General features: G+C 69.9%; 16 protein-coding genes. 2 read left to right on the top strand and 14 right to left on the bottom strand.

The features are described from left to right. Positions 1–4: 4 nt before the first annotated feature. From ACIOMQ_RS08565 to ACIOMQ_RS08525, 9 genes are all read right to left on the bottom strand, one after another. Positions 5–298 (bottom strand): PAAR domain-containing protein, encoded by a 294-nt coding sequence (locus tag ACIOMQ_RS08565; RefSeq protein ID WP_362201321.1) that lies wholly within the window; start codon positions 296–298, stop codon positions 5–7. A 146-nt stretch (positions 299–444) separates the two neighbouring features. Beyond that, complete coding sequence (locus ACIOMQ_RS08560) at positions 445–2,436, bottom strand: VgrG-related protein (protein ID WP_401261801.1); 1,992 nt, start codon at positions 2,434–2,436, stop codon at positions 445–447. Next, complete coding sequence (locus ACIOMQ_RS08555) at positions 2,436–3,221, bottom strand: LysM peptidoglycan-binding domain-containing protein (RefSeq protein ID WP_401988658.1); 786 nt, start codon at positions 3,219–3,221, stop codon at positions 2,436–2,438. The genes ACIOMQ_RS08560 and ACIOMQ_RS08555 overlap by 1 nt, the downstream gene beginning before the upstream one ends. A 23-nt stretch (positions 3,222–3,244) precedes the next feature. After that, positions 3,245–3,682, bottom strand: coding sequence for a phage tail protein (locus ACIOMQ_RS08550; RefSeq protein WP_093549687.1), 438 nt, complete (start codon positions 3,680–3,682; stop codon positions 3,245–3,247). Positions 3,683–3,730: 48 nt separating this feature from the next. Then, positions 3,731–4,879 (bottom strand): hypothetical protein, encoded by a 1,149-nt coding sequence (locus ACIOMQ_RS08545; protein WP_402188293.1) that lies wholly within the window; start codon positions 4,877–4,879, stop codon positions 3,731–3,733. A gap of 740 nt (positions 4,880–5,619) precedes the next feature. After that, positions 5,620–5,763, bottom strand: a complete 144-nt coding sequence (locus ACIOMQ_RS08540) for a DUF6760 family protein (protein ID WP_362201333.1) — start codon at positions 5,761–5,763, stop codon at positions 5,620–5,622. Then, complete coding sequence (locus ACIOMQ_RS08535) at positions 5,760–6,242, bottom strand: hypothetical protein (RefSeq protein WP_362201336.1); 483 nt, start codon at positions 6,240–6,242, stop codon at positions 5,760–5,762. The genes ACIOMQ_RS08540 and ACIOMQ_RS08535 overlap by 4 nt, the downstream gene beginning before the upstream one ends. Continuing rightward, positions 6,242–6,685: a phage tail protein gene (locus tag ACIOMQ_RS08530; protein WP_266747442.1), complete on the bottom strand. Its 444-nt coding sequence runs from the start codon at positions 6,683–6,685 to the stop codon at positions 6,242–6,244. The genes ACIOMQ_RS08535 and ACIOMQ_RS08530 overlap by 1 nt, the downstream gene beginning before the upstream one ends. A gap of 102 nt (positions 6,686–6,787) precedes the next feature. Next, on the bottom strand, positions 6,788–8,338 hold the full coding sequence (locus ACIOMQ_RS08525) for a phage tail sheath family protein (RefSeq protein ID WP_401261809.1): 1,551 nt from the start codon (positions 8,336–8,338) through the stop codon (positions 6,788–6,790). A 262-nt stretch (positions 8,339–8,600) separates the two neighbouring features. Between ACIOMQ_RS08525 and ACIOMQ_RS08520 the strand changes: the two genes are divergently transcribed. Beyond that, positions 8,601–12,386, top strand: a complete 3,786-nt coding sequence (locus tag ACIOMQ_RS08520) for a hypothetical protein (RefSeq protein WP_402188291.1) — start codon at positions 8,601–8,603, stop codon at positions 12,384–12,386. Continuing rightward, positions 12,383–12,967 (top strand): HEAT repeat domain-containing protein, encoded by a 585-nt coding sequence (locus ACIOMQ_RS08515; RefSeq protein WP_401755141.1) that lies wholly within the window; start codon positions 12,383–12,385, stop codon positions 12,965–12,967. The genes ACIOMQ_RS08520 and ACIOMQ_RS08515 overlap by 4 nt, the downstream gene beginning before the upstream one ends. Positions 12,968–13,104: 137 nt before the next feature. Here ACIOMQ_RS08515 and ACIOMQ_RS08510 read toward each other — a convergent pair whose 3' ends face one another. From ACIOMQ_RS08510 to ACIOMQ_RS08490, 5 genes are all read right to left on the bottom strand, one after another. After that, positions 13,105–14,391 (bottom strand): cytochrome P450, encoded by a 1,287-nt coding sequence (locus ACIOMQ_RS08510; RefSeq protein ID WP_402188289.1) that lies wholly within the window; start codon positions 14,389–14,391, stop codon positions 13,105–13,107. Next, a complete protein-coding gene (locus ACIOMQ_RS08505) occupies positions 14,388–15,182 on the bottom strand; it encodes an alpha/beta hydrolase (protein WP_362201351.1) in 795 nt (264 codons plus the stop codon). Before ACIOMQ_RS08505 ends, ACIOMQ_RS08510 begins: the two co-directional genes overlap by 4 nt. 123 nt (positions 15,183–15,305) lie before the next feature. Further along, complete coding sequence (locus ACIOMQ_RS08500) at positions 15,306–17,351, bottom strand: ATP-binding protein (protein WP_402188287.1); 2,046 nt, start codon at positions 17,349–17,351, stop codon at positions 15,306–15,308. After that, complete coding sequence (locus ACIOMQ_RS08495; RefSeq protein ID WP_402188285.1) at positions 17,348–18,322, bottom strand: DUF4255 domain-containing protein; 975 nt, start codon at positions 18,320–18,322, stop codon at positions 17,348–17,350. The genes ACIOMQ_RS08500 and ACIOMQ_RS08495 overlap by 4 nt, the downstream gene beginning before the upstream one ends. 28 nt (positions 18,323–18,350) lie before the next feature. Beyond that, entirely contained in the window at positions 18,351–20,348 is a 1,998-nt protein-coding gene (locus tag ACIOMQ_RS08490) for an HYR domain-containing protein (protein WP_402188283.1), read from the bottom strand. Positions 20,349–20,585 lie beyond the last annotated feature (237 nt).

Below are 20,585 nucleotides of genomic sequence, written 5' to 3'. Positions count from 1 at the left end.
ACGCTCAGCCTCCGATCAGCACCGTCGGGCAACCGGACACGACGGGTGAGCCGCAGGCGGCCAGGTCCCCGACGCGGGCGGCGGGCTGCCCGCCGATCAGCACCGTGGTGCTGCCGGGCGGCGCGAGCGCGGACGGCGGGTGCACCGCGGGCGGCGGCGACGCGCACACGTGCGGGGTGCCGACCGTGGCGGCGGGGAGGCCGCCGATGAGCACGGACGGGACACCGGGCGGGCCGACCGTGCCCGGGTGTCCGGTGGGGTCCCCGACCCGTGCGGCTGCCGCCGCGGCTGCTGACATGGAAGTCCGGTCCTCTCGTTCGGCTCGCTCAGTCCGTTCGGGTCGTTCGGGTCGTTCGGCTCGCTCGGGTCGTACGGGTCGTACGGGTCGCGCGGGTCGTACGGGTCGCGCGGGTCGTACGGGTCGCGCGGCGCTTCCGCCCACCGTCAATTGATCTTCACCAGGGGTGCGTTGATGGCCAGGGAGCTGCCGCCCTTGATGTCCGTCCGCTGCGTCCCGTTGACGGCGACCTGCGCACCCCGGACATCCACCGTGCCGCCGGTGGAGAGCTTGACCTCGCCGTTTCCACCGTCGACCCGGACGCCGCTGCGGGATGTCAACGTGACGCTGTCGCCGCTGAGTTCGAGCGCCCCCTGACCGCCGTCGAGGGCCACTCCGCGGGCCGCCTTGATGGACACCTGCTGCTTGGCCTCGATGTTCACGCTGCCGTCGCTGTTGATCACGATCACGGTGCCTCTGCGGTCGAGGTCGATCTTCAGCTTTCCGTCGCCGGTGAGCAGGCGTACGCCCTGCGGTCCGTTGGCGCCGTCCAGGAGTTCCAGCTGGTTTCCGCTCCTGGAGGCGACGGAGCGCCGGTTGACGGCCCCACTGGTCGGGTCGACCAGCGGGTCCCCCGGGGCGGAGTCGGCGGTGGAAGCGGCCGGGGCTCCGGTCGCTCCTGCTGCCCCGGCGCCGCCGCTGCTGCCACTGCCATGGCCGCCGGCGCTGCTGCCGCTGCCGCCGCCCCCGCTCCCTTGTGACGGCCGGTCCTTCCCGTTGTACAGACCGGCGAGGACGTACGGACGGTCCAGATGCCCGTGCTCGAATCCCACCAGGACCTCGTCCCCGACCTCGGGGATGAACGCCTCGCCGCCGCTCGTCCCGCCCGACTGCGCCGTACGGGCCCAGTCGCTCGCGTACTCGTCCGACAGCCAGGGAAACCGCACCTTGACCCGGCCCGAACCCTCCGGGTCCTGGGTGTCCGTGACCGTCCCGCTGACCAGGCCCGCACAGCGCGACCCACCACCGGCCCCCGCTCCGGACCCGCCGGACCCCGGTCCTCCGCCGGTCAGCCCGAACAGTGAGCGCTCCTGCTGCCCGGAGACCGTGAGCCAGGTCTCGTACCCGCGCAACGGGTCGAAGACGTGCCGCGACGACGTGACCGTGTACCGGCCCTCGAAGGGCGCCCCCACCGCGTTGAGCGCCACCGCACTGCCCGCCCGCACCTCCGGGTTCCCCCGGATCACCGCCTCCAGCTCGGCGAACGATCCGGCGATCCGCTCCGCCAGGGCCTTCGCCGCCTGGTCCACCTGCGCCTGGGCCCCGTACGCCGCGTCCGTGACGACGAAACGCGCCTCGCCGAACGGCGCGGACACCTCGGCCGCGCTCACCCCCAGCTCCAGCGTCGCCGACTTGCCCGCGGGTGCCCGCCCGATCAGTGGCTGCTTGGTCTTGACGTCCCAGCCGCGCACCTCGACCTCGGAGACCTGCTCCGCGGAGGACACCCCGGCCCGGCAGCGCAGCAGGTTGCTGCCCATCTCCAGGACCAGCGGGTTCCGGTCCGCCCGCGCCGAGCCGTCCGGTGCGCCGCTCGCCTCGGCGGGGCGGGTGATGTGCAGTTGCCCGTCGAGCACGTACGCCTGGGCACCCGCCTCCTCCGCGAGGTCGCGCACGAACTCCCAGTCGGTGACGTTGGGCTGAGCGATGTGTTCGAGTACTGGGCCGGCCACATCGACCGTTCCCGGCTTCAGTCCGGCGCGCTGGGCCACCTGGGCGCAGATGTCGGCGAGCGTCATGTTCTGGTAGCTGGCCACCCGCCGCCCCCGGAACAGCCGGTGCGACTCGTCGAGCCCGCGTACGACGGTGAAGGTGCCGGTCTCGTCGAGCTCCACCTCCAGGGCGGTGACCACCCCTTTCAGCAGCGGCTTCGGCGCCGTGTCGCCACCCGCGCGGGCCAGCAGCCGGGCCTCGCTGCCGATCTTCAGTCCGGTCTGCTCCAGCAGCACCCGGTCCGGATCGCGGAAGCGCAGGAGGAACAGGTCGGGGAGCGTCCGGCTGTCGTCGACGTACCCCTCGACCAGCGTGTTCACGAACTTGGGCGGCAGTGGCCGGCCGCCGAACTCCACCACCAGCGCCGTCGCGACGCCCGGTTGCGCCATCAGGACCGCCCCCTGTCCCGTTCCTCTTCGAGCCGGCCCAGCTCGTCGAGCGCGGGGAGCAGCAGCTGCTGCCCGGGGGCGAGGCGCATCGGGTCGTCGATCCCGTTCGCCTCCGCGATCACCCGCCAGGCGGCCGGGTCGCCGTACTCGCGCTGGGCGAGCGACGGCAGCGAGTCCCCGGCGTCCAGCCGGTGGACCCGACGGGCCGCGAGCGCCCCGGACGTCGGGTTCTGCCCCGGGGTGTCGCCGCTGATCTCCTCCATCGTCACCTGGCAGACTGCCCGGATCGGCACCCCCGAGGTGGTGAACAGGGTGTACTTCGCCTGTACTTGGCTCACATAGCCGGGGAACCCGGTCAGCCCGCCCCAGTGGAAGACCACCCACGGCGGCGACGAACGCTGCTGCTGCCGGGTCTCGCTCGTCGGCACGCAGCAGGCGAAGAGCTGCTCCACCGCGGTCACCACACGGGTGTCCTGGGTGTCGCTGGCGTCGAAGAACATCTCCACGGTGAGTTTGCTGGGCTGCGAGCCCTGGTACTCCGGCGGTCCCGAACTCTTGGCACCCTTGGCCGGACTCCGCTTCCAGGAGGCGGCCTTGGTGAGGCTCAGCTCCTTGGGGTTGAACTGGAAGTCGATCCGTCCGCACGGACCGCCGGGCGTGAGGCCACCGCCGGTCGGCGGCGTCCGCAGCTCCAGATAGGCGTGCTCCAGCTTGGGCCGGGCCGAACCTCCCTTGCCCTTCGCCCCCGCCGACGCCCCCGACGTACCGGCGGCGCTGAACGCGATGGGACCCGCACCGCTCACGACGGTCAGCCCTCCATCACATAGCCGTGATGGGCGATCTCGATCGTCTCCATCGCGACCTTGGGCGATTCGGGGGTGAAGGAGGGGCCGGTCCAGCGGACGGGCACGACCTCCAGCAGCCCCCACTGGGCCACCTTCTGCCCGTCCCCGGTCCGCGCCTCGATGTGCGCCGTCTTGCGGCTGAACCCGGTCGTCATGGTGGCGAACCAGCGGGCCACCTTCTCGGTCTCCTTGGTCAGCGGCCTGGACAGCTTCACGTTGGAGTACTTCAGGCGGGTCGGCAGCTGCCACAGATGCCCGTTGTTGCCGCCCTCCTCACGTGTTTCGAGCACCACTTCACAGCCCAGCCCGTCACATGTGTTGAACGACCCGAGTTCGATGTCGTCGATCGTGACGACGAAGCAGACGCTGACGGCGGGATCGTTGTCCTGGGCGGTGGCCATGGCGCGTACCTCTCCATTCCCTGTGGTGTCGCCGCTGTTCGTCGGCGCTCATGAATGCCGCGTGTTGATGAGGAACCCGGCACGTTCGCGTTCCAGCCGCAGATCCGCCTTGAAGAGCCTGCTGAGCGGCGGGTAGAGGGCACGCACCAGCTCGTCGGTGACGACGGGCGGGCCGCCGGGGGCGGGGGTGGGGGTGGGGGCTCCCGGCGCGCCGTGCTCCTCGGCCGCGGGCCCGGGAGCCGGCTCCGGTTCCGGTTCCGGTGCGGCCTCGGGTTCCTGGGGTGGCTCCGGAGGCGGTGGTTCCGCGGTCTCCGCCTCCCGTTGGACGACGGCTGGTGCGTACGGCGTGGGCGGCGGGCCGAAGACCACACTGCCGTCGGCCATCCGCTGGGCCACCCCTGCGGCCACCGCAACCGAACCGGCCGTCGGAAAGGGGTGAGCGGCGGGCACCACCGCGTGCGGGGAAGCCGCGGAGGACGCTGTACGGCTACCGGAATCCAGCAGCGAACGGGGCACCGGCGGCCCGCCGACTGCCTGACGCTGGAGGGCGGGACGTGGCGGAGCAACCGTCCCCGGCGCCTGCCCGGACGGTGCGACGGTACGTTGCAGAGCCGCTGGCGCGGGGGCCGTTGCCGCCACCGACGGCACCCCGGCCCCGGTCGGCGTCCAGCGCACCGGAACGGCGTCGGGCGGGGAGCCGTGCACGGTCCAGGCCGACGGAGCCGCTGCCCCGCCGCCCCCGACCGACCGCTGAACGGCCGCCGTCCCACCCGCTTCACCGCTCTCCCGGGAACGGAGCGCCAAGGGCCGGTCGGCCAGCAGCGGCGCGACGGGGCCGGGGGCCGGGGGCGGCGCCAGGGGTGTGTTCCCGGGCACGACGGGGGTCCGCTGCACCGCCGGGCCGGAGATGGGTGCGGATGCGGGTGCGGATGCGGGTGCGGGTGCGGACGCGGGCGTGGGTGCGGGCTCCGACGGGGCGGAGAGCAGCGGGTCGTCGCCGAGCAACGGTGCGGTGGGCGCGTGGGCGTCGGGTGCCGGATCCGGAGCCGCGGGCGCCTCCCGGGCCCCGGTGTCCTCGGTGGCCCCGGGTATTTCGCCCGCCCCGCTGTCGTCCCTGCTCCGGGCAACCGGAACCGCCCCGGCCGTCACGTCCGGAACGGCAGTCTGCCGCTGCGCCGTGGTCGGCAGGGCGGACATGGGCGCCCCGAGACCGGGCGTCCGCCGGGACCGCTCAGCGGCCGGAGGCGTCACGGCGCGCTGAACGGCCGCGGGCGCCGGCGCCGGCGCGGACGCGGATGTGGATGCGGATGCGGATGCGGATGCGGACGCAGGTCCGGATGCAGAACTGGGCATGGGCACGGACACGGGCGCAGGCTCGGACTGAGGGCCGGGCGCAGTCGAAGCCGGTACGAAGGGCTGCTCGCCCACCAGTTGGCGTACCGGCCATTCCGCGGCGGACGCTTCCCCTGCCGACGTCATCGCGGGCGCATCACCGCCCTCCGCACGTTGCACGGGGACGGACACAGGCACCGGCCCGGATACGGACCTGCCCCGAACCGGAAACTCCACCGACCGCTCCACGGCCCGCTGCACCGGCGGGGTCTGCTCCCCCGGCGCCGGGGTGGTGATCCCGTGCACGAGCCCCGTGGGCGCGTCCGGACTGACCAGATGTCCGAGGGGCGTACCGAGTGCGGGGTCCTGCCGAGTGGCGAGCGATCCTTGGAAGCCGTGAGGATCGATGACCAGGCCCTGATTCCCCAACGTCCGCTGAAGGGGCGGCAGTTCAGCCAGGTCGATCCGCTCACGCAGAGGGGCGAACGGAGCGGGGTTCTCCCTGGGAACCTCCGCACTCGCGCCCGCCCCCGTCCCCGTACGCCCGCCACCGCGCAGCCAGGACATCAGGCCCATGGATTCTCCCGCCCTCCCTGCGCTCTTCGCTACTGCCCGTTGAGGCGAGCGACCTGTGCGACGAACTTCAGACGTTCCTGGTGCTCCAGATCCAGCAACTCATCGAGCGGCCAGTGGAAGTGGTAGGCGAGGTACGCGACCTCCTCGTAGAGCAGGTCGGCCGCGTACGTCACGATTCCCCCAGGCGGCCACCGGCGAGATCCACCGCGAACTCCTCCTGGCAGGACGGGCAGGAGACGGCGGCGCGGGTGTGGCCCTCGGCGTTGATCCGCCGGTAGAAGTCCTGCAGAAAGGCCAGGTCGGAGGCGAAGAGGTCCTCGATGACGCCGGGATGGATGTCGTCGATCGTGCCGATCCGGGTGACGACCCTGGCGATGAGCACGACCGACAGATAAGCGGAGTTCTCGCGCACCCGGTCGTCCCGCAACGGCACGAGTTCGTCGCGCGCGGTCGCGAGCCGCATGACTCCCGTACGGTGCACGGCGCCCGACTCGTCGACGTACCCGCGGGGCAGCTCGAAGGAGAACTCCGTACGCAGAGTGTCGCGCGGGCCGTGCCCCCCGCCCCTGCCGGCCGGCAGCTGCCCGTCCGGCCGCCCCGGGGCCGCCGGCACGGTCGCAGCCGGATCCGGGGCCGGTGCCGTACGGCGCATCAGTCGACTTCCATGCTCTCGTAGGTGATCGCGAGCTTTTCCGTCAGGACCGAGGTGTCACCGGCCTTGAGGGTGCCGATCTCCAGCGACTTCGGCCAGGCGTTGATGAGTTTGTAGCGCTTGATGGCGACGCCCTCGTGGTCGTACACGATGACGGCACCGTTGCGGCGGGCCGCGGTCATCCGGCCGAACCGGGAGTCCTTGATCCACCGTTCGAAACTGTTGTCCTCGGTGAGGCCCCGGGTCACGGTCACCTCACCGGCCTTCGGCCGGCCCGGAAGCTTCTTGATGGCGTAGCGGCCGTCAGCGGTGTTCTGCTTCAGCTCGATGACGTCCTGCTCCATCTTCAGACCGCTGACCTCGGTGATCTGCTTGATGACGACGCTGTCGAATTCGAGGCCGAAGGAGGCCCCGACGGTGCTGTCGAGATCGGGAAGTGGCACAACAGGCTCCTTTACCGCTTTCAACGCGTTTGCCGCTCGGAGGACCTCAGGACGTCCGCACTCTGTTCGGCCCGGACCCTGCTCGGCCCGGCTCCCGGCGCGCTACTCGTCGACACCGCCGGTGCCTCCGGTCAGCTGGGAGAGGCGGAAGACGACGAACTCGGCCGGCCTGACCGGTGCCACCCCGATCTCGCAGATGACCTGACCCGCGTCGATGCTCTCCGGCGGGTTGGTCTCACGGTCGCACTTGACGTAGAACGCCTCTTCCGGAGTGAGCCCGAACAGCGCCCCCTTGCGCCACTCGTTGACCAGGAACGCCGAGACCGTGCGCCGGATACGGGCCCACAGGGCGTCGTCGTTCGGTTCGAAGACGACCCACTGCGTCCCGGCGAGGATCGACTCCTCCAGGTAGTTGAAGAGGCGCCGGACGTTCAGATAGCGCCAGGCCGGGTCCGAGGCCAGCGTGCGCGCGCCCCAGACCCGGATACCGCGGCCGGGGAAGGACCGGATGCAGTTCAGCCCGATCGGGTTGAGCAGATCGTGTTCGCCCTTGGTCAGCTGCGTCTGCAGGGCGACCGCCCCTCGTACGACCTCGTTGGCGGGGGCCTTGTGGACGCCGCGCGACTCGTCGTTGCGCGCCCAGACCCCGGCGATGTGGCCGCTCGGCGGGACCAGCTGCGCCCGCCCCGAGGGCGGGTCGGCGACCTTGATCCAGGGGTAGTAGAGCGTGGCGTACTTGGAGTCGAAGTTGGCGCGGCCGGTGCGCCAGGCGCGGATCTGCTGCGGGCTGAGTCCGGGCGGCGGGTCGAGGATGGCGACCCGGTCGCCCATCAGCTCGCAGTGGCTGATCAGCCCCTGCTGCACGGCGATGACCGACTCCAGGTCCAGCAGCCCGCGTTCGTACGCGCTCATCAGGTCCGGCACAGCGATCGTGGTGACCTCTTCGACGGCTTCGAGTCCGCCGAGCCCGGTCCGGCGGTCGGGATCACCGACGTACACCTCGGGGGTCAGTGCCCCGGCTCCGGGGGACGCGGGCGCCGCGGGGGCCAGGGCGACGCTCTGCGGCTCCGGTTTGGCGGGCGCGGCGCCGCGCCCGGACTCCCGTATCTCGATGAGTTCCGACGTGGCGTTGACCCGGGTGGCGACGTTCTCCTTGCTGCGTTTGGTCGTGACACCCGGGTAGGTCTCCGTAACGTGCCCGTCCCGCTTCACGATCAGCTGGAAGACGTCGGAGGGCGGATCGTCCCCCTCCGCCTCGGCCACTTCGACGGTGATCTCACCGGCCACGCCGGGGCGGGGCCGCACGGCGTACGGCCCGAGCTGCGTCTCCGACCCGGCGGGCAGCTGTCCGTCGGCCGGGCGGCTCCCGTCCCCGGCCGGGGGCTCCGTACCGTCACCGATGCGCACCACGTAGCAGACGCCGCCGCCGTTGGTGAAGAACCCGTAGACGGCGGAGGCGAGATACGCGCCGTCCACGAAGTCACCGAACGTGCCGGCGAACTGGCTCCAGTTCGTGATCAGCGTCGGCTCGTCGAACGGGCCCTTCTGCGCAAAGCCGACGAAGGCGGCGACCGAGGTGCCCACCCCTTCGATCGGCCGGGATCCGGACTCGATCTCTTCGACGTAGACGCCCGGGGACAGGTACGACGGCATGTGAGTCTCTCCTTGGCCGGGGAACGCCCGCAATTCTCGCGACAGCCGCGATCACCGGGAACGGACACACGGCCGCCCGCCCGTGCACCGGCCGCTGCCCGATCAGGCAACGCTCTCGCGCTGTACGACCCCGTGGGCCCTGCCCCCGGTCGCGTCCCCGCGCGCTGCGTACGCGATCCACCGCCCCCGCATTCTGGGGCGGCGGCAGGGCCATGCGTATCGAGTGCCGACTGCCCGGGGACGGGGCGGGCCGGGAGGGCGGATGAAGGCGGTTCCGGAGAAGGACCCCACCGCGTCCGCGTCGGCATCCGACCGTGGAGGCACCCCTCATCGCGACAACGTGACACTCACGCCCGAAGTGTCACGTTCGCAATCACCCCCACCTCACCACCCCGGTGATACCCGCCCGTCCGGAGACCGCCCCGCCCCCGACCTCCGCAGCCTGCAACGCCTGCAACGCGCGGCCGGCAACAGCGCCGTCTCCCGCCTGGTCGCCCAGCGCTACACCGCCCCCGTCAAACCGCCCCCCGCCCAGGCCCCCGGCTTCCGCAGGGTCAAGGCCGACGTCGCGGCGAAACGAACCAGGATCGCCGTCCACGCTCCGGCCACCGCCGAATCGAAATCCGCCCAGGACGCCGCCGTCGCACCCCCCGACGACAAGGAAGCCCAGGGCAAGGCCGCCAACGCGGAGAAGATGAACGCGGCCAAACCCGGTGAGTTCAACAAGCAGGCCTTCATCGACGCCGTGAACAAGGCGATCGACGCCCAGGCCCCCAAGAACCTCGACCAGGCCGACAAGTTCTCCACGTCCGGCAGGGCCGACAAGATCAAGAACGAGGTCGACGGGAAGGTCACCGACGGCAAGGAGAAGTCCGCCAAGGACATCGACACCGCGACCAAGGCCCCACCCGACACCGCGGCGGCCAAGGACAAACCGGTCACCCCGATGACCCCGGACCAGCCGCCCGCCAACCCCGGCGCTCCGTCCGCACAGGACGCCGTCCCGCCCAGGCAGCCCGACTCCGTCACCGACTTCTCCCAGGGCCCCGCAGAGAACAACAAGGCCATGGCGGACGCCGAAGTCACCGAGGACCAGCTCGTCAAGGGCAACGAACCCGAGTTCGACGAAGCGCTCTCCGCGAAGAAGACAGCGGAAAAGGACTCCGCGAAGGCCCCCGCCCAGGGCAAAGCGGCCGAGAACCAGCACCTCACCACCGCGAAGGCGGGCGCCGCGGCCTCCGGCGCCCAGGCCATGAACGCGCTGACCGCGGCCCGCGCCTCGGCCGGCAAGCACGTCGACAGCGGAAAGGGCGAGACGAAGTCCAAGGACGAGAAACGGCGGGCCGAGGTCACCGCGAAACTCCAGAAGGTCTACGACGGCACGAAGAAGGACGTCGAGGAGACCCTGTCCGGCCTGGACAAGAAGGTCGACACCGCGTTCACGCAGGGCGAGAAGGCCGCCCGCGACGCGTTCACCGCCGACCACAAACGCCGGATGAAGAAGTACAAGGACAAACGCTACTCAGGCATGCTCGGCCCGGCGAAGTGGGCCAAGGACAAGCTCATGGGCATGCCGAAGGAGGCCAACGACCTCTTCCAGGAAGCCCGCAAGCTCTACGTCGCCAAGATGCAGACCGTCATCTCCTCGGTCGCCGACATCATCGGCACCGAACTCGGCAGGGCCAAGACCCGCATCGCGAAAGGCCGCACCGAGCTGAAGGCCGAGGTCGACAGACTCCCCGCCGACCTCCAGCAGTTCGGCCAGGACGCGGCCAAGGACTTCGCGGGAAAATTCGACGACCTCGAATCCACCGTCAACGAGAAGTCCGAACAACTCGTCCAGGACCTCGCCCAGAAATACACCGCCGCCCTCAACAAGGTCGACGAGGAGATCAAGAAGCTCCAGGAGGCCAACAAGGGTCTGATCGACAAGGCGAAGGACGCCATTGTCGGCGTCATCAAGACGATCAACGAGCTGAAGAACCTCCTGCTCGGCATCCTCGCCAAGGCCGCCTCGGCCATCATGAAGATCATCAAGGACCCCATCGGGTTCCTCGGCAATCTCGTACGAGCCGTCGGCGCGGGCCTGAACCTCTTCATCACCAACGTCGCCGAACACCTCAAAACAGGCGTCGTCTCCTGGCTGCTCGGCACAGCGGTCAAGGCCGGCCTCGAACTCCCCCAGAAGTTCGACCTCAAGGGCATCATCCAGCTCATCGGCTCCCTCCTCGGCCTGACCTGGGCCAACATCCGCGCCCGCATCACCCGCAAGGGCATCCCCGACCAGGCCCTGACCGCCGTCGAACAGTCCGTCCCGGTCGCGAAGAAACTCGCCGCCGAAGGCCCCGCAGGCGCCGTAAAAGAAATCGAGTCCGAGGCCGGCGACCTCAAGGCCACCATCCTCGAAAAACTCACCAGCTACCTGATCCCCACGGTCGTCATCGCCGGAATCACCTGGATCATCTCCCTCCTCAACCCCGCCTCCGCCTTCGTCCGCGCGGTCAAGGGAATCATCGACATCGTCACGTTCATCGTGAACCAGGGCGCCCAGATAGTGGAGTTCGTCAACGCGGTCCTGGACGCGGTGATCGCCATCGCCAACGGGGGTTCGGCAGGCGTCCCCAAGATGGTCGAAGCAGCCCTCGCCGCCAGCGTCCCCCTCCTCATCGGCTTCCTCGCCTCCCTCCTCGGCATCGGCAACCTCGCCGGCAAGGTCAAATCCGTCTTCCACGCCGTCGCCAAACCTGTGAACAGGGCCATCGACAAGATCGTCAACTTCATCGCCAAGAAGGGAAAATCTCTCTGGACAAAACTGAAGAAAAAGAACGGAAAGAAGGAAAAGAATACCCTCAAAGAGGACCCATCCGAGCAGAGTCAGCAAGAAAAACAACGACGCCTCGACCGAGCCATCAACGCCCTGAGACCGAAGGTCTACGCCTTCATCGGGCGCAAAGTATCCGAGTCGCGACTTCGCGCTCAACTCCTCGTCTGGCGCGGAAGGCACCGCCTTTCCAGCCTTATCGTCAAACACAATGGCGACAATGTCGACGTCATCGCCAAGGTAAATCCGGAAGGAAAAGTAGCCGAAAAAGTTGTCAGTAAACTTGGACCAGACCTGCACGCAATGTTATCTAGAATTGGAAATGACCTGATAACTCGTCCGGATATCATACAGACCGCAAAGAAGATCCAACAGGATCGACTCAAAGCCAAACAACAACGCGAAAAGGAGCGGGCCGAGACACAGGGACAGCGAGAGGAAAAAGCAGCAGCCCAGGCTGCCGCCACTGGTAAAGAAGCCAAGGTCGAGGACGTGCCCCTATCGTCACGTACGGGACAGTCCCAGGCAGCCGAGGCCCTGGCCATTCATGACCAGAACCTGCGCCGCCGCCCACACACCGACGACCTCATTGAAGTCGCCCCGGGGCTTGAGGTGAAAGAACGGCAGACCTACTCATCAGGGCCGGGCCACATAAAGACTTACGGCCTCGGCGTGGGCCACTACGATCCGGCGGTCATCAAGATCCTCAATGAATTATCCGGAAAAGGGTATGCCACTCCGCAGATTCAACAAGCCGTCGCAGAAATAGCTCAAGGCTTACGGCCGTCAAACGCGAGAATCTCGAGCGACCCTCAGGCGGCCGCACAACTCGCCGCCTTGGTCCGACTGATGTTTGCCGTGGAAGGAGGCCGCAACCCGATCGCGTTGGCGACCAGCACAATGACATGGGAATCGGCACATCTGCCCAACACCACATGGAAAGATGTGGTAATAAACTACAATCCGATGGCCCCGCAAGGGATCAATGCAACAGTGAGAGCAGCGCTCGTGCCGGAGAGTGAACGGTCGGCCGCAGTGCAGTTGAAGGTCGATCGGATGCTCAAGAACGAGATGGATACCACCGTCCGATGGGTAAAGAGTCTCATGACTGGTGACAATCCATTGTTTGAGAGCGAACACGAATGTAAAATCTTCGTCGAATCGAAGATGGAAAGTCACTTGAAGTCGCGCATTGCGACCTATGTCCTACCTGGAGGGACTCTGTGAGCATTTCCACCGTTCGACTCGTTCCTACGCCTCCGGCGGATCTTGAATCGGTGGCGGCGGCGTTCACGTCATTGGGGCTCACCAGGCACGCCGCTTACGCCGCCGAGACCGATCAACCTTCGGAGGAGGAGATTTGGCTGACAGGCGACGCCAAAACGGCAGCACACTGGATTGATGACGAACTGCTCGATGTCAGCTACATCGCTGTGCGCGGAGTCAATGCCGCCGCTCTGGCCGAGAGCATCCGGTCCGAACTCCCGATGGACGACATCCAACAATTGCAAGCCAGAGTGATTGCAGACCGAGACCCGGATGTCCTGATAGACACTCTCTATCGCACCGCAATCGTCGCATATTCAAATTATGACCCTCAGGCATTCGCTCTGCTGCGCTGGGGGTTGAACGATCCGGACCCTCTGATTCGAAGGGTTTCACTTCTGGCAGTCTCCATCACCGGTTGGGAGAACTTTGTCCCGGCCCTGGACGAGATCAGCAAAAAGGACCCTGTAGATGAGGTACGCGATCAGGCTGCACGTGTCCTCGATGCTCTGAAATCCGGATCCGAAAACCCGCCGATGTAGTCGGTCCGCCACTGATCGGCATCAAATACAGTCCGGAGGCGATTCGTTCCGGAAAGCACCGTCCGATCGCCACATGGCTCCTGGCCGTACCGAGGTGCACAACACGTTCTCACTGCCTCGTAAAGACGGCCCGGTTCTCACGCGTCGGCCACCCGCACCGGCAACGACTTCAGCCCGTTGATGAAGTTCGACACCAGGCGGCGCGGTGGGGCCGCGCGTTCGAGTGGGGCCGGGAGGGCGCGGCACGCCTCCTCGTACAGGGCTCTCAGTTGCAGGCGGGCGAAGTGCGCGCCCAGGCAGACGTGGGGGCCGTCGCCGAAGGAGATGTGGGGGTTGGGGGTGCGGGAGAGATCCAGGGTGAACGGGTCGGGGAAGACGCGTTCGTCGTGGTTGGCCGAGGCGTGGAAGACGACCACCTTGTCGCCGGTGCGGATACGGGTGCCCGCCAACACCGTGTCCTGGGCGGCCGTGCGGCGGAAGGTGAGGACCGGGGGGTGGCGGCGGAGGAGTTCGTCCACGGCCGTCGTGAACCCCACCTCGCCGTTGCACAGGCGGCCGTACGCCCCAGGGCTCTCCGCCAGGAGGTGCAGGGCGCCCGGGGCCGCGCTGCGTACCGTGTCGTTGCCTGCGACCACCAGCAGGAAGAAGAACATCTCCAGTTCGGGCGCGGTCAGTTCGGGGTCCGTGGCCAGGGCCGTCATGACATCGTCGGCGGGGCGCCGGCGCTTGTGGGCCGCCAGGGCGTGCGCGTAGTCGAACATGTCGCGCAGTGAGGCCGGGGAGCGGGGGTTGACCGGTTTGCCGTCCGGGCCGAGTTCCGGCGTTCCGGCCTCGTCGGGGTCCTGGTAGCCGATGACGCGCCGGGTCCAGTGCAGGAGGAGTCCGCGGTCGCTGTCCGGCACGCCCAGCAGGTCGGTGAGGTTGAGCAGGGCGTAGTCGTCCGTGACCTGAGTGACGAGGTCGCAGGTGCCGTCGCCGGCCCGCGCCTCGGTGACCGCCCCGGTGAGCAGGGAGCGGGCGCGTTCACGGACGACCGTCCCGAACCGGTCCACGCGCTTCGGCGTGAAGGCGCGGCTGACGAGGGTGCGCAGCCGCCGGTGGTGCGGCGGGTCCTGGTTGAGCATCATGCGGCGGATGAACGGCAGGTCGGCGGGGTCGGGGTCGCGGATCTGGGTGGCGCCGAGGTACGAGGAGTACGCCGACGAGTCCTTCAGGACCCGGACGGCGTCCTCGTGCCGGGTGACCGCCCAGAAGCCGGGGCCCGCCGGCCAGCCCAGCACCTCCGGCTCCTCCTGCCACGCCACGGGGTGGTGGTCGCGCAGGTGACGGTAGCGGTCGTGGGGGATGCCCCGCCCGTACTGCCCGGGATCGAAGACGTCCGGTACGGGTGTCTGCTCCGGCGCTTCGGGGGTGGGCCCGGTCATGCCTTCGCCTCGCCGTCCTCCGTATCGGCCCGTAGGAAGTCCTCCATCACGCGGATCAGGTCGAGCGGGGCCTCGTCCATCGCGTAGTGGCCGCACGAAGGCAGCTCCACCAGTTCGGCCCGCGGGAACCAGCGCATCCAGGTGGCCCGCTGCAACTCGGCGGACAGGGCCGGGTCCAGCGCGCCCACGACGGCGAGGGCGGGCACGGACAAACCTTCGACCTGGTCGTGGAAGTCCTCGCCCGCCCAGGAATCCAGCCAGGCCCGGAACGCCTTGACGTCACTGCATGCGACCGAGCGGCGCACCATGCGGTCCAGCCAGCCCGCGGGGCGTCGGCCTCCCGTGGTGACGTCGAGGATGGTCCGCCGGTTCTGCGGGGTGTGCGCCGCCCCGGAGAAGAGTTCCCACTGGTCGGGCGGGAGGGGCAGGCCGGACGCGGGGACGGGCGACACCCCGACGATCCTGCGCACCCGTTGCGGCGCGACGGCCAGCGTCCGCTGCGCGACGGAGCCGCCCATCGAGTGGCCGATCAGCGAGAACCGCTCCCAGCCGAGCCGGTCGGCCAGCGCGATCACGTCCGCGGCGCCCTCAGCCGTCGTGTACGTACCGCTCGCGTCCCTGGCCTCGCCGTATCCCCGTAGATCGACCACCGCGTACTGGAACGAGCCGAGGTCGAGATCCGGCAGCACCGGACCGTACGCGGACCGGTCGGCCAGCCAGCCGTGCACCGCGATCACCTTGTGCGGGCCGTCGCCGTGCAGTTCGTGGGGCAGAACAGGCAATGCGGTCACGCCGACTCCCGTCACCGTACGGAGCGGACCGGTCGGTCACCGGCCCGGCCCCGACCACGGTGGCGGCAACGCCGGGTCCGCGCAAGGGCCCACGCAGGGGCTCACGGTCTCCGGCCGGCGGCCTCACGCCAGCAGTCCCAGGTAGGGGCCGAACTCCGACGCCAGCGTCAGGCGGCCCAGTTTCTGGTACTCGCGCTGGATCGCGTGGATCAGCGTCGGCATCGTCACCGGCCCGCCCGTGTCCGCCGCCAGGTACGCGGCCGTCACCGCGATCGAGCGGATGTTGCCGCCCGCCAGCTCGAAGTTCTCCGCGCAGAAGGAGAGGTCCAGGTCCCTGCCCCGGGGAAGTACCGGGCCCAGGCAGCGTTCCCACAGCAGGAGGCGCTGTTCGGGGTCCGGGACCGGGAAGTCGACGACCAGGTCCAGGCGGCGGGTGAAGGCGTCGTCCAGGTTGGCCCGGAGGTTGGTGGCGAGGATGGCCAGGCCGTCGAAGGACTCCATGCGCTGGAGGAGGTACGCGCTCTCGACGTTCGCGTAGCGGTCGTGGGCGTCTTTCACGTCCGAGCGCTTGCCGAAGATCGCGTCCGCCTCGTCGAAGAGGAGGACGCCGTTCACGCCCGCCGCTTCGGAGAAGATCCGTTCCAGGTTCTTCTCCGTCTCGCCCACGTACTTGTCGATCACCGTCGCCAGGTCGACCGTGTAGAGGTCCAGGCCCAGGTCTGCGGCGATGACCTCGGCGGACATCGTCTTGCCGGTGCCGGAGTCGCCGGCGAAGAGGGCCGACACGCCGCGGCCCCTGCCGCCACCGGGGCGCATGCCCCACTCGCCCAGGACCCGGTCGCGATGGCGCGCGCGGGCGGCCAGCTCGCGGAGTTGGGTGTGGGTGCCCGGGGGGAGGACCAGGTCGTTCCAGCCGACGGTGGGTTCGATGCGGCGGGCCAGCCGGTCCAGACCCGCCGCGTTCTGGGCGCGGGCACCCCGGCGCACGTGGTCGGGGGTGAGGACGCCGCCGTCCAGATGGGTGGTCTGGGCGGCGCCCCGGGCGGCGCGGGTGATCTGCTCCGGGGTGAGGAGGAACGGCGAGAGCAGGCGGTCCACGTCGATGGTTTCGGGGAGGGGGGCGTCGTACGCGTCGGTCCAGAGGGCGGCCCGGGTCGCGGGTTCCACGCGTGGCGCGTGGAGGAGGAGGGGCGGGGCGGTGGACCAGGCCGCGTCCCAGGGGGCGCGGCCGACCAGGATCGTGGGGACCGGGGTGGAGGCGAGCAGCCGGAGGAGTCCCGGGTGTTCGCGGGAGACGGCGTCGAGCGGGGCACAGACCAGACCGGCGCCGGTCAGCCGGGCCTCGCGGACCAGAGAGCGGACGGCCTCGGCGGGTGACGGATCCTCGGCCAGTCGTGCCAGGTCCAGGCCCAGGACCCGATGGCCCGCGTGGGTCAGCGCGGAGGCCGCGAGGGCCGTGCCCGCGCCGCCCTGGTCCTCCCGGAGGTAGGCGAGCGGGACGCCCCGGGCGAGGGCGGCGGCCAGCGGAGCCGGATCGCCGACGCCCGGTACGGGGTGCCAGGGGGCGAGGAGATCCGCCAGGCGCGGGTCGGGGGTGTCGTCGCCCAGGAGGTGCGCCGTGACCCGGTCGGGGACGCGGAGCGCACGGCTCAGGAACGGGCGGTCCAGGTCCTCGACCAGGAGGAGGCGGCCCTCACGGAGCGGGGCGAGGGCCGACAGCCGGCCGCGCGCCGCCTCGTCGGCGGGGGACAGGCCGCAGAGGCCCAGGGCCAGGCCGATGGACGGGCGACGGCGGGTGACGTCGTCGTTCAGGTAGCCGTAGAACGCCTCGAAACGGTCGTCGAGATCCGGGACGAGCGTGATGAGGAGGATCTCGATGTCGAGCGCGGTGAGGCCGAACTCCCCTGCCAGAGAGGTGAGTCTGGCGGGCCCGACCGGCATCCCGTCGCCGTCCGCGGCAAAGGACGGCACCGGGGACGGGAAGGCGCGGGCCTCCTCCTGGTCCAGCAGACGGGCGATGTTCTCGTCCGTGAGGTAGAGGCCGCGGAAGGCGTCGTCCGGGTCCGGGTCCGTGCGCTGCCGGACCTCGACCGCTTCTCGGATGCGGTGCTCCACCGCCACCGCGCGGGCGAGGAGATGGCGCAGATTCGGGTCGCCCGAGGGCATCATCCGGCGCCGCCCTCGGTCGCCGTCCCGCTCTCCGTCTCCGCCTCGGTCGCCGTCCCGCTCTCCGTCTCCGCCTCGGTCGCTGCTCCGCTCTCCGTCTCCGCCTCCGTCTCCGCCTCCGCCGCCGTCCCGGTCTGCGTACGGTCCGCCCCGCTGCCCCGCACGCGGTCCGTCGCAGTGGCCCTCCGGTTCTCGGTGATACGGAGCGACAGGCCGCGCCGCCGTTCCCCGTCAGGGGTACGGGGGACGCCCCCGCCAGGACCGCCGGAACCACCAGGACCACCGGAACCACCGGAACCGCCAGAACCACCGGAACCGCCAGGCCTGCCCGGACGGCCTCCGTACACCGGAAGCCCGCCGCGCCCCGGCATCGGTTCCGACAACGGCTCGGCCTCCTCCGGTACGTCCCCGAAGCGGGCCTGCAACCCCTCGTCCCCCACCGGCGGACCGACCACGTAGCTCGGGGACGCCGTCACCGGCACGCTGATCACCAGGTCCAGCGAGGGTTTCAGCTCACCGCCCAGCGCGCTCCACACGTCGGCGAACGAGCGGTCCTCCGGCGGCGGCAGCGCGATCGACATCGGTACGGCCGCCCCGATCTCGGCCAGCGTGCCCGCCAGCCGCTCCGGAGGCAGCGCCTCGTACCGCAGCAGGCAGCCGAGCAGCGACGAGAGCAGCCGGTGCTCGTCCTCCGGGCGCTTCGTCCATGCCGTGATCAGGTACGACAGCTTGAAGAACCGGGGCGGACGGCGGCGCGCGACGATCGTGCCGCGCCCGTCGTACTCGTTGTGCAGACCCCGCTCGCGCCTGCGCATGTCCTCGCGGATGTCGTAGAGGTAGAGGTTGACCATCGGCGCGTTGACCTTCGCCGCCCACTCCCGGGTCGGGGCGTCGAAGACCACCGCGATCTGGCCGCCTTCGAGCACCTCCGTCCTGATCAGGGCACGCAGTACGTCGTCGACCTCGTGGATCACCCGATCACTCCCGTACGGTCGTCGGCGCTCACGCGCGGCCCGCGAAGTCCGGTGGCTGGAGGTTCCGCTGCACCACCAGGACCGGTTTCTTCAGCCGGTCGAGGCCGCGCGAGTCCACCCGCAGCTCACGCGGGCCGAGTCTGTCCTTGCGCAGGACCAGGACCTGCACCTCGAAGGTGCCGTCGCGGCCCACCGTGGCGACCGCTCCCCTGGGGGTGATACCGGTGTTCCACGTGAAACGTACGGTCGCGCCCGGCGGGTAGTCCTTGCCCCGGGCCAGCACCGGCTGGCCCGGTTTGGCGACCTGCGGCGTGACGGTCAGCGAGGGCTTCAGAACGCGCAGCCGGTCGGTGTCCTGGTTGTTGGCCTTCCGGCGGTCGGGCAGGGTGCCGCGCACGGTGGCCCGTACGTCCCCGGTGACCGCCGCGCGGTACGTCGCCGTCTGCGTCACCTCGATGCGGCCACCGGCCGGAACGGTGCAGGGTTCGGCCGCCGTGCAGCGGGTCGGGCCGGGCAGGCTGCGGTCCTTCGCGCTGGACGGTTTCGGCCAGCTGGAACCGATGACCACGCCCGTCGCCGCGTCCGGGCCCGCGTTGGTGACGGTGAAGCGGGCCCGGGCCGGGCGGCCGGTGTAGGTACGGTCCGGGCTGACGTCGACCTTCATCGCCACGTCCGCCGAGGGCGGCACCGGAGCCTTGAGGACCTCGATCTGCGCGGTGTCCGTTCCCGTGTTGCCCGCCGAGTCGGTCGCCGAGCAGGTCACCGTGGTGATGCCGAGCGGGAAGAGCGAGCCGGAGGGCGGGGTGCAGGTCACGGGGAGCGTGCCGTCGGTGGTGTCCTGGGCGGTGGCGTCGTACGTCACGCGCGCGCCCTTCTTGTCCTTGGCCCGGACGGTCAGATCGTCCACGGTGACGACGGGCGCGTCGATGTCGTTCACCTCGATGCTGATCTGCTCCTGGAAGTCCGGATCGGCGGCCGCGGCCGGCCCGATCGCATCCGTGCCGGGGACCCGGGTACCCAGCAGGAACTGGACAGTGCAGGTCAGAGTGGTGCCCTGCGGCGCGTCCGCGGCGACATCGATGTTCTCCGCGAACGAGGCGGTGTCGCCGCTGGTGACGCTGCGCGTGGGGGGATCGAGGGAAACGGCCAGGGACGGGTCGCAGTGGTCGAGCCGGTAACCGACCGTGGTGGGAAGGTTGTTGAAGCCCTCGGCGATCGCCTCTGCGACCTTGTCGCCGTCGATCCCCTCCAGCAGCCGGCCGTTGGTGGCGTTGATGATGCGGGTGGCCTGGTCCGGGGTGGTGAGCGGATCCTCGACGTATTCGGGATCACCGGCGTCACCGTTGCCGTTCAGGCCGTCGCCGATCTCGCTCGCCACATCGACACCGATCACCCGGACGCTCCGGTCCTGAAGATCGAAGATGGTGTCGTCAATGCTGTGACCGTTGCTCGGGGCGTGGCTGGAAGCGTCGCCGACCAGCACGACGACCGGACTCGCCCCGTCACGGAAAACGGTCTGGCCGCCGGCCCCGTTCGCGATCTGCCACAGCCCGTTGATCCAGTCCTCGGACGGGCCTCGGCTCTTGCCGCCCAGCGCGGTGTCGAGTTCGTCGACGCCTTTCTGCACCGCGTCGAGGTCGTCCGTCAGCCCCTGGAGCACACTGAAACCGGCGTCGGGGTCGCCCTCCTGATCGCCGAACGTGGCCACGGCGAACCGGGATTCGGGCTGCTCGGCGAGGATCTTGCCGGTGATCTTGGGCAGGTTGTCCTGCACGCTCTTGATCGGGTCGGCCATGCTGGCGGTACCGTCCACCAGCAGCACCACATCCGGCTTCGGCGGAATCGCGGGTGTACGCACCTGCTTGGCCACGCCCGTGGAACCGCCGGGATCGACCGTGTCGGTGAACTCGGCGGGGGTGACCCAGGGCTCGGGTACCGCCGCCGTGGGCGTCCCCGAGGTCACGGCCGAGCCGGGCGCGATGCCGGAGACCACGAGGAGCAGGGCCAACGCCGGGACCCGGAGCACGGCGAAGGTCCTGCGCGAGGCCGAAGCCCGGGGCCGCGCCGACCCCGGCCGAGCCGGCCGAGCCGAACCCAGCCGCGCCGATCCGGACCGCGCCGATCGGGACCGGGCCGACCAGGGCCGGACAGACCGGTCCGGCCGCGACCGCGCAGCCCGCTGAAACGGCTGGATCCAGCGCACGGAAGTCCTCCCCCACCCTCGGCCGATCGGCGTACCGGGCCCCACGGTCCCGTACGTACG

The organism is Streptomyces sp. NPDC087845 (assembly GCF_044742755.1).
Lineage (GTDB): Bacteria > Actinomycetota > Actinomycetes > Streptomycetales > Streptomycetaceae > Streptomyces.
The sequence above is the reverse complement of the archived record's forward strand: the minus strand, read 5'-3'. Positions and strand labels throughout refer to the sequence as shown.

Bases quoted from the DNA above. Each gene is read 5' to 3' on its own strand.
- ACIOMQ_RS08565 (WP_362201321.1), bottom strand. From the start codon at position 298: ATGTCAGCAGCCGCGGCGGCAGCCGCACGGGTCGGGGACCCCACCGGA.
- ACIOMQ_RS08560 (WP_401261801.1), bottom strand. From the start codon at position 2,436: ATGGCGCAACCGGGCGTCGCGACGGCGCTGGTGGTGGAGTTCGGCGGC.
- ACIOMQ_RS08550 (WP_093549687.1), bottom strand. From the start codon at position 3,682: ATGGCCACCGCCCAGGACAACGATCCCGCCGTCAGCGTCTGCTTCGTC.
- ACIOMQ_RS08545 (WP_402188293.1), bottom strand. From the start codon at position 4,879: ATGTCCGCCCTGCCGACCACGGCGCAGCGGCAGACTGCCGTTCCGGAC.
- ACIOMQ_RS08535 (WP_362201336.1), bottom strand. From the start codon at position 6,242: ATGCGCCGTACGGCACCGGCCCCGGATCCGGCTGCGACCGTGCCGGCG.
- ACIOMQ_RS08525 (WP_401261809.1), bottom strand. From the start codon at position 8,338: ATGCCGTCGTACCTGTCCCCGGGCGTCTACGTCGAAGAGATCGAGTCC.
- ACIOMQ_RS08520 (WP_402188291.1), top strand. From the start codon at position 8,601: ATGAAGGCGGTTCCGGAGAAGGACCCCACCGCGTCCGCGTCGGCATCC.
- ACIOMQ_RS08510 (WP_402188289.1), bottom strand. From the start codon at position 14,391: ATGACCGGGCCCACCCCCGAAGCGCCGGAGCAGACACCCGTACCGGAC.
- ACIOMQ_RS08500 (WP_402188287.1), bottom strand. From the start codon at position 17,351: ATGATGCCCTCGGGCGACCCGAATCTGCGCCATCTCCTCGCCCGCGCG.